The following is a 12,258-nucleotide window of genomic DNA, read 5'->3' as shown; positions in this document are numbered from 1 at the left end:
TGAGCGACCTGGTAACTCCCTGAGAGTTTTGTCCGTTTACCCAGTGAACGCGTGTCGGTACCGCCAGGCACAATGGAACGCATGGATCCGGTGGACGCACTTCGAGAGATCGGGTACTGGCTCGAGCGCTCACGTTCGGACACCCACCGCGTCAAGGCCTACCGTAGGGCCGCCGATGTCGTCGAATCCCTCACGCCCACACAGCGATCCGAGCACGAGAAGGCCGACAGCTGGTCCTCGCTCGCCGGTATCGGAGCCAAGACCTCGCTGATCATTCGCCAGGCGCTCACCCAGGACGTCCCGGACTATCTCCGTGAGCAGCGAGATGCGGCAGAACCGATCGGCGACAACGAACTTCGCAGCGCATTGAAGGGCGATCTGCACACCCACTCCAACTGGTCCGACGGCGGCAGCCCCATCGAAGAAATGATGCGCACCGCCGCGCGGCTCGGCCACGAATACTGCGCTCTCACCGATCATTCCCCGCGCCTCAAGGTCGCCAACGGCCTCACCGCCGAGCGCCTGCGCGCACAGCTCGACGTCATCGCCGAGCTGAACGAGCGGCTCGCACCGTTCCGCATCCTCACCGGAATCGAAGTGGACATTCTCGACGACGGATCACTCGACCAGGACGAAGGCCTGCTCGCCGAGCTGGACGTCGTCGTGGCGAGCGTGCACTCCAACCTGCGTGCCGACTCCAAGACCATGACCAAGCGCATGGTCACCGCCATCGCCAACCCGCATGTCGACGTCCTCGGTCACTGCACCGGACGGCTCGTCGAGGGTGGCCGCGGCACCCGGCCCGAATCGACGTTCGACGCTCCCGTGGTGTTCGAGGGCTGTCGCCAGTTCGGCACGGCAGTGGAGATCAACGCCAGGCCCGAGCGCCAGGATCCTCCGGAGCGACTGATCGACATCGCCCTCGAGCGCGACTGCCTGTTCTCCATCGACACCGACGCGCACGCACCCGGACAGCTCGACTGGCAGGGCTACGGCTGCATCCGTGCCGAAGCGCGCGGCGTCCCCGCCGAGCGCGTGATCAACACCTGGCCGCTCGCCGAACTGCTCGAGTGGACGGCGCAGCGCGCGTGAATCGTCGCCATTTCCTCTCCGGTCTGCTGACTGTCGCGTTGGTCGGCTGCAGTTCGGCCGACACCGACTCCTCACCGAGCACCGCCGAAACGTATTCGGCTGCGCTGCAACCGGTATCGGGCCCGGCCGGGGATCCCGTCCGACTGAAATACGGGTACGACTCGGACAACATCGGCGACCTCTACCTCCCGGACAACAACGCCAGCTCGCTCCCGGTGGTGGTGATGATTCACGGCGGCGGGTGGCAGGAAGACCTCGACCTGTCGTACTTCCAACAGATGTCGACGGCCATCGCCGACGAGGGCATCGCCGTGTGGAACGTCGAATACCGACGTGGCCCGAACAACTGGGCCAACACCCTCTCCGACGTCGACGACGCCACCGAGGCACTGGCAACCGTCGTACAGGACGCAGCCGACGGGCGACTCGATCTCGATCGCGTCCACGTCGCCGGACATTCGGCCGGTGGACAGCTGGCCGCATGGGTGGCCGCTCGACACCTCATGCCCGTCGACGCGCCGGGGGCCGAACCGAAGATCAAGCCCCGCAGCGCCACCATCATGGCCGGCGTCTTCGACATGAAGAGAGCGGCCGACATCGGCGGCGACAAATTTGTGCCCGCATTCCTCGGCGGCATGCCGAACGAGGTGCCGGGGCGCTACGAGATCGCCTCCCCCATCGAATACCTTCCCCTCGACGTCCCCCTGACCGCGCTGCACGGCGACGCCGATCAAACCGTCTCGGTGAACCAGAGCCGCGTCTACGTCGACGCTGCCGTGAAGGCCGGCAGCACCGACCCCGAGCTGGTCGTTCTGCCCGGAGCCGGACACGGAGCGTTCCTCGACCCGAAGAATCGCGCCTGGTCGACGGCGCTGAGCACCATTACCGGACGTGCGCAGACCCTGCTTTGACGTCGGTGGTTCTGCCGGGGTGGTACACAGTTGCGATGAACGGAAAAATCGCGACCGGATTGCTCGGGCTGATCGTGGCCGTCTCGGTGGCCGGATGTGGCAACGACGCGTCGACCGAGGAGGCGTCGACCACTTCCGCCGCTGCCAGCACGACGACGTCCGCCGCGGCTTCCACGACAGTCCCCGCCAGCACCACGCTCGATGCACCGGCACCCGCTCCTGCCGACACTCCGATCCCCGAGGCTCCGCCTGCCGCTGAACCCGATGCCCCAACCTCGGGCGTCACCGGAGAAGCGCTGTACCAGCAGACCTGCACCCAATTTCTGCCGTCGATCGATGCACTCGAACAAACCGGAATCTCCGATCGCGCGAAGTCGGTCGAGGGTCTGCGCACCGAAATGACCACCGCGCCGAGTTGGAACACCGTGCCGCCCAGTGATCAGGAGCAGATTCTGCGCGGACTCGACTCCGCCGGTGCGGGGCAATGCTGAGCGTCTGAGTCGCGTGGGGTTAGGTTCTGCCCCGTCCCAGGCCTCGTCCCCCGCCCCGCCCCGGTGATCCCGCAAATGCGCGCGCCTTCGCCAGGTGCGCGCGAAATAGACCCCGGATCGATAGCGAATCCGAACGCGTCCGACGAATGCGCACGCATCTGCGCAGATTAGGCCGCCAGAGCCGCACCGTCGCCCTCGCTCACCCCCTAACCCCTCCGCCCAGCTCACCCCCGCCGCACCCCACCCCCGTGATCCCGCAAACGCGCGCGCGTTCGCCAGGTGCGCGCGAAATAGACCCCGGATCGATAGCGAATCCGAACGCGTCTGACGAATGCGCGCGCATTTGCGGCAAACCCCGGCCCAGCGCACAAAAAACTCCCCACCTGCGTGAACAGGTGGGGAGTTTTGGCGGTGGCGGAGGGATTTGAACCCTCGGAGGGGGTGAACCCTCACACGCTTTCGAGGCGTGCTCCTTAGGCCGCTCGGACACGCCACCGCAGAAGACTGTACCGGAATGACGGCCTGAGGCTAAATCGCCTGCTCAGCGCGCAAATCTAGTTACCGGTGAGCTTGTCCTTGATGTTCGAGGCTGCGTCCTTGACTTTCTCGGCACCGTCTTTGAATGCGGCCGAGGTCTGGTCGCCCTTGCCCTCTGCTTCGAGGTCCTTGTCTCCGGTGGCCGAACCTGCGGCTTCTTTCGCCTTGCCGCCGAGGTCTTCGGTCTTGTTCGAGATCTTGTCGCCGAGTCCCATGAGTGTCTCCTTCGCAAGTTCGGAGCGCAGCGTTGCGCTCTGCCCTCTACCCTCCACAAAATCGGACATGCAGGCCACCATGTGACGAGATCGTTATCTCTGACGGGCGAAGAATCGGGTCAACACGTCGGCGCATTCGGCTTCCAATACTCCGCCGCGGACCTGTGGCCGATGGGTGAGTCGGCGATCGCGCACGACGTCCCAGAGCGAACCGACAGCTCCGGTCTTCGGCTCCCATGCTCCGAACACCACCGCTCCGACGCGGGCGAGGACCAGCGCCCCGGCGCACATCGTGCAGGGTTCCAACGTGACAGCCAGGGTGCAGCCTTCGAGTCGCCAGCCGTCACCGTGGACGGCCGCTGCTCGACGCAACGCGATCACTTCTGCGTGTCCGGTGGGGTCGCCCGACGCCTCCCGCGCATTGCAGGCCCGGGCTATCTCACGTCCGGTGGCGTCGAACACGACGGCTCCGACGGGGACGTCGGCATCCGATGCCTCGCCCGCAGCCGACAGCGCTGCTCGGATCATGTCCGCGTCGGACATCGGCATCGGTTACCGCCGAAGCTTGTCCACCGCTGCGGCGAACTCGCTTTCGAAACCCAGTCGTTCGGCGATGGACTGCAGTTGCTCGTCCGGATAGTCGTCGGTCTCGGCGACGATGATGCCGAGCACGGCCTCGGGCAGTCCGAGGTCCGCCAACAGGGCGAGGTCGCCCTCTTCGTAGGGCTCGATGTCGTCGAGTTCATCGGGGTCGACGTCGGGGATCTCGATGTTCAACGCATCGAGAACGTCCGCGGCGATTTCGTAGTCCACTGCGGCGACCGCGTCGGACAGTAGGAGTCGGGTGCCGTTCGGTGCTGGACGCAGGATGACGAAGAATTCCTCGTCCACGTCGAGCAGTCCGAACACAGCTCCCGAGCTGCGCAGTTCACGCAGTTCGGTCTCTGCCGCCGACAGACTGGTCAGTGCGTCGTCGGACAGCGGCGTGACGGTCCACTTGCCTTCCTCTCGGACAACAGCAACGCCGAATCCCTCGAGGTCGTCGTATTCCGGTGCGGATGCGCGGTTGTTGTTCGCGCGCTGTGCGGCCATGCGCGCAACGGTAGTCCGGTAGGGGCCTGTATTCGAAGTCCACCTCCCGTCGACGTCACCCACCTGTGCCAATCTGATCCGGTGACTTCTTCCTCGGTGTGCGTTCTGGGTCTCGGATTGATCGGCGGGTCGATCCTGCGCGCGGCTCACGATGCGGGTCGTCCGGTGTGGGGGTGGAACCGATCGGCCGACGCGATCGCCGGTGCTATCGCCGACGGCTACGACGTCGGTACCGACCTGAAAGCCGCGCTGAGCAGGGCCGCAACACAGGACGCGTTGCTCGTCATCGCCGTTCCGATGCCTGCCGTGGACTCGGTTCTGGCGGCAATCGCCGAGCACGCGCCGGCCGCCCCGCTCACCGATGTGGTCAGCGTCAAAGCCGAGGTGGCCTCGGCAGTAGCGGCTCGCGGACTGCTGGCCCGCTACGTCGGCGGGCACCCGATGGCAGGTACCAACCAGTCCGGCTGGTCGGCCACCGATCCCACGTTGTTCGTCGACGCGGTGTGGGTGGTGGCCACCGACCCGGGAGTCGACGCCGACGTGTGGACGCGGGTGGCCCGGCTCGCTCTGGATTGCGGTTCGGTGGTGGTGCCGGCCGAGAGCGTCGAGCACGATCGCGCCGTCGCCAGAATTTCTCATCTACCGCACCTGCTGGCCGAGGCGCTTGCGATCGTGGGAGCGGCAGGAGGGCCGTTGGCGTTGGGCCTGGCTGCAGGCTCGTTCCGTGACGGGACGCGGGTGGCGTCGTCGTCGCCGAATCTCGTCCGCGCGATGACCGAGGGCAACGCGGCCGCTCTACGAACCGCGCTCGACGAGGCACTGCATGCGCTCACCGCAGCGCGCGACGAACTGGACGAGAACTCGACGAAAACACTGGTCGACGCCGGAAACGCCGCGCGCCTGCAGTACGAACAGCATCGACGCTTCGACATCGACGACATCACCCCGGGAGAACCGGGCTGGCGAGAAAGACTGCAGGACGCGGGTCGGCGCGGTGGCGTCGTGCGTCAGATCCGTTCGGCGAGCCCCGGGTAATCGAGGACGAATCCGTCGGCGTCGACCGTGACGGAAGACGTGGAGACCGGCGAGATGACATGGATGCCCTCGGAGCCACTGCTGTAGGTGAGCGTTGCTTCCTGAATGCTGAGGTCCAGCACATTGACGTACACCGTGGGCACCTCGAGGTCCTGGACCTGGGTGTGCAGACCGAATCGACGGATCGGCAGAGTGTTGAAGAACGGGCTGAGCACCATGTCGACGTCGAGTGCACCGCTGTAGGTCGAGCGCTGATGGCTGGTGCTGTTCTCCACCATCCAGTAGCCCTCGTCGTCGCGGCTGACGGACGCCTGCCGATCACCGGAGGCGAGCGAGGTGCGCACCGACAGTCGCTTGGTGACGCCGTATTCGTCGGTCACCAGGTCGTAGGACGCGCTGAAGGCGGGGTGATCGCTGCACGCAGCGCCGATGATGCGTCCGGCAGCCTTGATGCGATTGCCGGAGAGCTGTACTCGCACGGACTCCATGCGGGGAACATCGTGGGCTCGCCACGTCAGGATCGAGGGCCAGGTTTTCGCGTCGATGGAATCGGACGCGGGGACGGAGGCATGCTCGGCACCCGATGCTTGAGTGATCACCCACCTACGGTAGGCGACGAGGCCCCCAGAAGATCAAGCGGACGTGCCTTTTCTCGCAGTTCATTAAGGTTGTGCCCGTGACGACAGAGAACACCGGCGGCGGTCAGTTCGATTTCGCGCATTCCGAACAGGCCGCGAAGAGTCGACAGGACAAGGCGACGGCCCTCGCGCGTTACGTGTGGGACCGAGGCATCACCGGTGCCGAACTACTCGACCTCACCGACGCAGTCCGCCGAAAATTGGCTCGCGCCGCCGATCTGCATCCTCCGAGCACGATGGAAACGTGGACCATCGTGGCCGAGCTGCTCGACCGCAAATCGGCATGGGCGGCAGAGCACCCCGGTCACGACGGTGCGACGCCCCAGCACGCGGACGAGAAGATCATGTGGGTCAAGCCGCCGATAACCCCCTGGACGTGATGGGCAGACCTCACTGCCGATAGATCTCCACGTGGGCACCCGTGACCACACCGAGGGTCGACGTGGGCTGGCCCCAGCTCGAACCGCAGTTGCCCGACGCCTGACCCGTCGGCACGAAGGATCGGCTCGACGAGGTGTAAGGACCGACCGCCGGGACCGGAAAGCGATTGGGGACGAAGTGAAAACCCCAGCATTCGGTGATCAGTACGTACTCCCTACCCGGAGGTGCACTGGTGTCCTGACACGTTGCAGACGCGCCGAAGGCATCGTGAGCGACGGAGCAATCCTGGGTGTCAGCATGGGAAACGCCTGCGCCGATGAGTGCGGTAAAGGCCAGACCTGAGACGACGAAAGTGGCAACTCGTGTTGCCGCTACAAATGTTCTTCTCATACAGGTCTTTTCGCCGGGGACCGACGAGGCGTTACTCAAATCAGACCAGCGAGTCTTCCCACGCCTCGTGCAGATGCGCGAAGCGTCCCTCCCCCGCGATCAGGTCCTCGGGGGTGCCGTCCTCGACGATGTTTCCGTCGGCCATGACGAGCACACGATCGGCGATGGCCACCGTCGACAGGCGGTGCGCGATGATCAGCGCCGTTCGTCCCTGCAGGATCGTCTCGAGTGCGCGCTGCACCAGCCGCTCGCTCGGAATGTCCAGACTCGACGTTGCCTCGTCCAGCACGATCACCGACGGCGCCGCGAGGAACACTCGTGCAAAGGCCACCAATTGCCTTTGGCCCGAGGACAATCGACCACCTCGCTTGCGCACATCGGTGTCGATTCCCTCCGGTAGCGACGCGATGAACTCCGTCAGTCCGACGGCGTCGGCCGCTGCCCGTACCTCCGCGTCGGTCGCGGTGGGGCGTCCGAGTCGGATGTTGTCTGCCACCGAACCGGAGAACAGGAACGATTCCTGCGTCACCATCACGACGTTGCGACGCAGGTCTTCGTCGCTGATCTCCCGCATGTCGATGCCGTCGAGTCGGACGGCTCCGGCCGTCGGATCGTAGAAGCGCGCCAACAGCTTTGCCAGTGTCGACTTGCCCGCTCCGGTGGCTCCGACCATCGCGACCACTTGTCCGGCGGGTACGTGGAGCGAGAATTCCGGCAGCACGACGCGTTCGGGGCCGTACGCGAAGTGCACGTCTTCGAACGTGATGTCGCCCTTGGCGGTTCCGATCTGCACCGGGTCCTTCGGTGCCATCACCGACGGTTCCTCTTCGAGCACACCGGAGATCTTCTCCAGCGCAGCGGCAGCGGACTGGTAGGCGTTGAAGACCATCGCCAGCTCGTCGAGCGGTCCGTAGAACCGGCGCAGATACAGCACGTACGCCGCGAGCACACCGATGTCCATGTGGCCGTTGATCACTCGCCAGCTACCGAAGACCAGGATGATGGCGAGCGTGACGTTGCCGATCCAGCGCACGATGCCGGTGTAGCTGGCCATGCCGCGTAGCGCTGCGGTGGTGGCGTCGCGATACTCCGAGTCCTCGGTATTCAGAATGGCGTCGTTGCGGCCCTCGCGCCGGAACACCTGCACCGCGCGGATGCCGCCCATCGACTCGACGAAGTGCACCACCACGCGCGCGATCGCCACCCGTGTGCGACGGTATCCCTGGCGTTGTCGCCGCTGCGACCATCGGGTGACGAGCACCAGCGGAACGAAGCCGGCCAATACGATCATCGCCATCGGAACGTCGAGATACACCAGAATGATTGCGATCGACACCATCGACAGGATGGCCGTCAACGCATCGTTGAGCGCGCTCTCGAGCAGTGTCTGCAGAGATTCGACATCGCTGGTCAGTCGCGAGATCAACCGTCCCGAGGTGTACTTCTCGTGGAACGACAGACTCAGCTTCTGGGCATGGTCGAACACCCGTCCGCGCAGGTCGTACAGGATGTTCTGGCTCAGCCGACCCGAGACGGTGAGAAACGCGTACGTGGTGAGCATCCCGAGCAGACCGAAGCCGGTGTAGCCGCCGACCGCCCACATCAGCGGACCCCAATCGCCCTGTCCTGCAGCGCCGACGCCGTTGTCCAGCGCGTAGGCGATGAACAGCGGACCGGCAACGTAGGTGATGTTGTCGACCAGAATGATCAGGAACGACAGCAGGGCCTGCTTCTTGTACGGGCGCACCAACGAGACGAGCAACCGGCGAGAACGCCCGGCCAACACCAGGTTTCCGGTTGCGTCGACCTCCGATTCCTCACCGCCGACGCCGCGCCAATCCGCAGCTGCGGTTTGCTCAGCCATGAACCGACCCCATCACCTCGCGGTACCGCGGCGACGACGCCAGCAGTCCCTCGTGTGTTCCCTGCTCCACAATTCTTCCGTTCTCGAGATAGAGCACGCGGTCGGCCAATGCAGCGGTCGACGGCCGGTGTGCCACCAGCACCGTCGTCGAATGCGCCAACACGCGTCGCAGTTCCTTCTGCACTTTTGCTTCGGTGTCCACGTCGAGCGCGGACAGCGGGTCGTCGAGCACCAGCACCCGCGGCTTGCCCAGCACGGCGCGCGCCAAGGCGAGCCGCTGCCGTTGACCACCGGACAGGCTCATGCCCTGCTCACCGATGCGGGTGGCCAGCCCCCACGGCAACTGCTCGACGAAATCCGTTGCGTGCGCGATCTCCAACGCCTCGGCAACCTCGGCATCGGACGCGTCGGGTGAACCGAGTGCGATGTTCTCGCGCGCACTGGCAGAGAACAGCACCGGATCCTCGAATGCCACCGTGACGATCGAGCGCAGGTCAGCCAACCGCATCGAGGCCACGTCGATACCGTCGATCGTGATGGTGCCCTCGGTGGCGTCGAACAGTCGGGGTACGAGATTGGTCAGCGCAGTCTTTCCGCTGCCGGTGTTGCCGACCAGCGCGACCGTCTCCCCCGGCTCGACGACGAAGCTGACGTCGGTCAGAAGCGGCGAGGACGCGTCGGGAAAGGTGAATCCGACGCGATCGAATTGCACGCGCCCACGGATCTTTTCGGGTAGATCGACGGGATTGTCCGGATCGGTGACGGTTTCGGGAGTGTCCATGATTTCCCAGTACCGATCCGCTGCCGTGCGCGCGTTGTTCAGCTCGGCCAGCAGGTAGCCGAACGATTCGATAGGCCACAGCAGGAAGGTGACGATCGCAATGGCTGCGACGAGTGTGCCGACCGTCATGGTGCCCTGCACGATCGAGTACGTCCCCACCGCCAGAATTGCGCCGATGGTGATGGGCTGCAATCCAACGATCACACCCCAGATAATCGCCAGGTAGCGCACCTTCTTCAGTTCGGTGCCACGCAACGTGCGCGCCTGTCGAAGAAACTGCTTGCCCAAGTGGGCACTTCGACCGAAGGCCTTGAGGACGCGAATACCCTGGATGGACTCCTCGACCGTCGTCGTGACATCGCCGGCCTGATCCTGAGCGTCACGGGCCACGACCCGATACAGCGTCTCGAACCTGGTGCAGGCGATCACCAGCGGCACCGACGTCACCAACATGATCAGTCCCAATTGCCAGGACTGGACCAGCAATACGCCGATACCGACGACGAGTGTGACGGCGTTGATGATGATGAACGGGCCGATGAAGGCCATGAACCGCCGGAGCGAACCGAGGTCTGCGATGGCGCGCGAGAGCAGCTGACCCGATTCCCAGCTCTCGTGAGCCGAGACCGACAGCCGCTGAAGCTTGTCGAATACCGTTGCCCGCGCTGATATCTCGAACTGGCTCGACGGCCGCGACACCAGGTAGCGACGAACCCAGATACCGAGTGCATCGATGGTGCCGAGCAGCAGGACGAATGCCGCCGGCCACCAGACGGCCGAGAAATTGCGATCGGTGATGGGGCCGTCGATGACGCGCTGCATCACCAGCGGAATCACCAGACCGGTCATGGTCGCGATCAGCGAGACCACGATCGAGGCGATGTAGAACCACTTGTACGGCAGCAGAAACGGCGCGAAACGGCGCAGTGAACTGGTCGGACGCACAGGGTTCGGGTATGACTGATCGACCGTTCCGATTTCGGGATCGAGCACACCCGTAGACACAGTTCTTCTCCTTATTGCTGTGCTCGAATGATTTCATTGCACAGGCTCAGTTTCCAACCGATTTTTGGGCCAGCGCATTCCAGTGTGAAACCTCGAGCAAGGTCGAGGTCAAGCGAATCGACTCTCGAGTAACGTAGGGCCGTCGGGCGAGAGAAGGGCACACGTGAGCGCACGGTCGATGGTCGGGTTGTTCGCGGGGATCGGAGGGCTCGAGCTGGGGTTGGCCGAGGCGGGCTGGTCGACGCAGTTGCTGTGCGAGATCGATCCCGGAGCCGGGGCCGTCCTTCGAGCGCGTATGCCCGAGACACCGCTGCACACGGACGTCACCACTCTCCGCAGCCTGCCCGGCGACACCGAACTGGTGGCAGCGGGCTTTCCTTGTCAGGATCTGTCCCAGGCCGGACGCACTGCGGGCATCACCGGTGCCCGCTCCGGCCTGGTGGACGAGGTGTTTCGGCTCGTCACGCGCCGACGCGGTCCGCGCTGGCTGCTGATGGAGAACGTGCCGTTCATGCTGCAACTCGGCCGCGGGGCTGCCATGCGGCACATCACCGACGCACTCGAGGACCTCGGCTACATGTGGGCCTACCGCGTCGTCGACGCCCGCGCGTTCGGTTTGCCGCAGCGTCGACAGCGGGTGGTGATGCTGGCCTCGCGCACCGACGATCCACGGGAGGTGCTGTTCTCGCAGGACGCCGGACCGCTGCCCGACGGCGACCCCACCACACAGCCGTGCGGCTTCTACTGGACCGAGGGCATTCGGGGTCTGGGCTGGGCGGTCAATGCGGTCCCGACGCTCAAGGGTGGATCTTCCCTGGGCATCGCCAGTCCGCCGGCGGTTCGCCTGCCGTCCGGAGAGATCGTCACTCCCGGCATCCTCGGTGCCGAACGTCTGCAGGGATTCGATCCCGACTGGACGCTGCCTGCCGTCCAGCAACCCGGCGTGCGCAGCGGACATCGCTGGAAGCTCGTCGGCAATGCCGTCAGTGTGCGGATGGCGTCATGGGCCGCGCGTGCACTCGACGATCCGAAGCCGTACGACGCGTCGGGTGATGTGGCTCTACTTCCAGGCCAGGCCTGGCCGACCGCCGCCTGGGGACGCGATCGAACGTCGTTCAAGGTCGCCGCGTCGACCATGCCGGTGCACGAACCCTACGAGGACCTCATCGACTTTCTGGACGACTCCAAGCTGCTGTCGGCGCGGGCCACCGCGGGATTCCTCAAGCGCTCCCGGGCCGGCAACCTGCGCTTCGCCGACGGTTTCCTCGACGACCTCGACGCCCACCTCGAGCGCATGGGCGGGTACCCCGAGCGGGTTCCGGTGTGAGCGCAGACCGCCCCGTCACCGACGCGAAAACCAGTGCGAGACTGAGCAAGCAGAAGCGACGCGACACCAAACCGGAGGTGGCGCTGCGGCGGGCACTGCACCGGCGGGGCCTACGATATTTCGTCGATCGCGCTCCGTTGAAGGGCATGAGGCGTCGAGCAGATCTGGTCTTTCCCAGGCGCAAGGTCGCGGTCTACGTCGACGGCTGCTTCTGGCACAGCTGCCCGATTCACGCGACCGCGCCCCGAAACAACGCGCAGTGGTGGGCCGACAAACTGGCCGCCAACGTCGCCCGCGATCGCGACACGGACAGACGATTGATCGACGAGGGCTGGCGCGTGGTGCGAATCTGGGAACACGAGGATCCCACCGTCGCCGCCGACCGAGTGGTCGACGAACTTTCCGCTGAATAATTCGGGTCATTCCGCAGGCTCCACTCCCGCTTGAAACCATCTCGAGCCCCCGCGCGTCCAACCCCATGATCGGTCGAATCGAGTTC

Annotated in this window: 14 protein-coding genes and 1 tRNA gene; 7 read left to right on the top strand and 8 right to left on the bottom strand. The window is 65.1% G+C overall.

Translation table 11 applies throughout. From position 1 onward, the window contains the following. The first annotated feature begins 81 nt into the window (after positions 1-81). The 3 genes from AB0362_RS16995 to AB0362_RS16985 are packed head-to-tail and all read left to right on the top strand — an operon-like array spanning position 82 to position 2,494. On the top strand, positions 82-1,092 hold the full coding sequence (locus AB0362_RS16995) for a PHP domain-containing protein (RefSeq protein WP_317549025.1): 1,011 nt from the start codon (positions 82-84) through the stop codon (positions 1,090-1,092). Continuing rightward, positions 1,089-2,003 (top strand): alpha/beta hydrolase, encoded by a 915-nt coding sequence (locus AB0362_RS16990; RefSeq protein ID WP_317549024.1) that lies wholly within the window; start codon positions 1,089-1,091, stop codon positions 2,001-2,003. The genes AB0362_RS16995 and AB0362_RS16990 overlap by 4 nt, the downstream gene beginning before the upstream one ends. A 35-nt stretch (positions 2,004-2,038) precedes the next feature. After that, positions 2,039-2,494, top strand: a complete 456-nt coding sequence (locus AB0362_RS16985) for a hypothetical protein (RefSeq protein WP_317549023.1) — start codon at positions 2,039-2,041, stop codon at positions 2,492-2,494. Positions 2,495-2,900: 406 nt separating this feature from the next. Here AB0362_RS16985 and AB0362_RS16980 read toward each other — a convergent pair. The 4 genes from AB0362_RS16980 to AB0362_RS16965 form a co-directional block, all read right to left on the bottom strand. Further along, positions 2,901-2,990: transfer RNA gene (locus tag AB0362_RS16980), tRNA-Ser, on the bottom strand. Positions 2,991-3,048: 58 nt separating this feature from the next. After that, a complete protein-coding gene (locus AB0362_RS16975) occupies positions 3,049-3,246 on the bottom strand; it encodes a CsbD family protein (RefSeq protein WP_032380656.1) in 198 nt (65 codons plus the stop codon). A gap of 93 nt (positions 3,247-3,339) precedes the next feature. Beyond that, the gene (locus AB0362_RS16970) at positions 3,340-3,795 is read right to left on the bottom strand and encodes a nucleoside deaminase (protein WP_317549022.1); all 456 of its coding nucleotides are present in this window, start codon (positions 3,793-3,795) and stop codon (positions 3,340-3,342) included. Between the two features lie 3 nt (positions 3,796-3,798). After that, positions 3,799-4,338: a tRNA adenosine deaminase-associated protein gene (locus AB0362_RS16965; protein WP_068054716.1), complete on the bottom strand. Its 540-nt coding sequence runs from the start codon at positions 4,336-4,338 to the stop codon at positions 3,799-3,801. An 81-nt stretch (positions 4,339-4,419) separates the two neighbouring features. Here AB0362_RS16965 and AB0362_RS16960 point away from each other — a divergent pair, with 81 nt between their 5' ends. Beyond that, positions 4,420-5,373, top strand: a complete 954-nt coding sequence (locus tag AB0362_RS16960) for a prephenate dehydrogenase (protein WP_317549021.1) — start codon at positions 4,420-4,422, stop codon at positions 5,371-5,373. Here AB0362_RS16960 and AB0362_RS16955 read toward each other — a convergent pair. Beyond that, entirely contained in the window at positions 5,346-5,861 is a 516-nt protein-coding gene (locus tag AB0362_RS16955) for a putative glycolipid-binding domain-containing protein (RefSeq protein WP_068054710.1), read from the bottom strand. The two genes, AB0362_RS16960 and AB0362_RS16955, sit on opposite strands and share 28 nt — an antisense overlap. 188 nt (positions 5,862-6,049) lie before the next feature. On the opposite strand from AB0362_RS16955, the gene AB0362_RS16950 reads away from it, so the two are divergent. Further along, on the top strand, positions 6,050-6,391 hold the full coding sequence (locus tag AB0362_RS16950) for a hypothetical protein (protein ID WP_149407214.1): 342 nt from the start codon (positions 6,050-6,052) through the stop codon (positions 6,389-6,391). Between the two features lie 10 nt (positions 6,392-6,401). Here AB0362_RS16950 and AB0362_RS16945 read toward each other — a convergent pair whose 3' ends face one another. From AB0362_RS16945 to AB0362_RS16935, 3 genes are read right to left on the bottom strand one after another with little or no spacing between them, the layout of a single operon-like run. Then, positions 6,402-6,782, bottom strand: coding sequence for a hypothetical protein (locus AB0362_RS16945; RefSeq protein ID WP_366235967.1), 381 nt, complete (start codon positions 6,780-6,782; stop codon positions 6,402-6,404). 40 nt (positions 6,783-6,822) lie between these two features. Next, positions 6,823-8,646, bottom strand: coding sequence for an ABC transporter ATP-binding protein (locus AB0362_RS16940; RefSeq protein WP_366235966.1), 1,824 nt, complete (start codon positions 8,644-8,646; stop codon positions 6,823-6,825). After that, a complete protein-coding gene (locus AB0362_RS16935) occupies positions 8,639-10,432 on the bottom strand; it encodes an ABC transporter ATP-binding protein (RefSeq protein WP_366235965.1) in 1,794 nt (597 codons plus the stop codon). Before AB0362_RS16935 ends, AB0362_RS16940 begins: the two co-directional genes overlap by 8 nt. A gap of 178 nt (positions 10,433-10,610) precedes the next feature. Here AB0362_RS16935 and dcm point away from each other — a divergent pair, with 178 nt between their 5' ends. Together dcm and AB0362_RS16925 are read left to right on the top strand one after the other, a co-directional pair. Beyond that, entirely contained in the window at positions 10,611-11,759 is a 1,149-nt protein-coding gene (gene dcm / locus AB0362_RS16930; protein WP_366235974.1) for a DNA (cytosine-5-)-methyltransferase, read from the top strand. Next, positions 11,756-12,172, top strand: a complete 417-nt coding sequence (locus tag AB0362_RS16925) for a very short patch repair endonuclease (RefSeq protein WP_149407210.1) — start codon at positions 11,756-11,758, stop codon at positions 12,170-12,172. Before dcm ends, AB0362_RS16925 begins: the two co-directional genes overlap by 4 nt. The last annotated feature ends 86 nt before the right edge of the window (positions 12,173-12,258 follow it).

This window comes from Rhodococcus sp. NPDC079359, assembly GCF_040702585.1.
In the GTDB taxonomy this organism is placed as follows: domain Bacteria; phylum Actinomycetota; class Actinomycetes; order Mycobacteriales; family Mycobacteriaceae; genus Rhodococcoides.
The sequence above is the reverse complement of the archived record's forward strand: the minus strand, read 5'-3'. Positions and strand labels throughout refer to the sequence as shown.

Coding starts and splice junctions, on each gene's coding strand:
- AB0362_RS16940 (WP_366235966.1), bottom strand. CDS start 8,646: ATGGCTGAGCAAACCGCAGCTGCGGATTGGCGCGGCGTCGGCGGTGAG.
- AB0362_RS16955 (WP_068054710.1), bottom strand. CDS start 5,861: ATGGAGTCCGTGCGAGTACAGCTCTCCGGCAATCGCATCAAGGCTGCC.
- AB0362_RS16945 (WP_366235967.1), bottom strand. CDS start 6,782: ATGAGAAGAACATTTGTAGCGGCAACACGAGTTGCCACTTTCGTCGTC.
- AB0362_RS16975 (WP_032380656.1), bottom strand. CDS start 3,246: ATGGGACTCGGCGACAAGATCTCGAACAAGACCGAAGACCTCGGCGGC.
- AB0362_RS16965 (WP_068054716.1), bottom strand. CDS start 4,338: ATGGCCGCACAGCGCGCGAACAACAACCGCGCATCCGCACCGGAATAC.
- dcm (WP_366235974.1), top strand. CDS start 10,611: ATGGTCGGGTTGTTCGCGGGGATCGGAGGGCTCGAGCTGGGGTTGGCC.
- AB0362_RS16970 (WP_317549022.1), bottom strand. CDS start 3,795: ATGCCGATGTCCGACGCGGACATGATCCGAGCAGCGCTGTCGGCTGCG.
- AB0362_RS16995 (WP_317549025.1), top strand. CDS start 82: ATGGATCCGGTGGACGCACTTCGAGAGATCGGGTACTGGCTCGAGCGC.
- AB0362_RS16985 (WP_317549023.1), top strand. CDS start 2,039: ATGAACGGAAAAATCGCGACCGGATTGCTCGGGCTGATCGTGGCCGTC.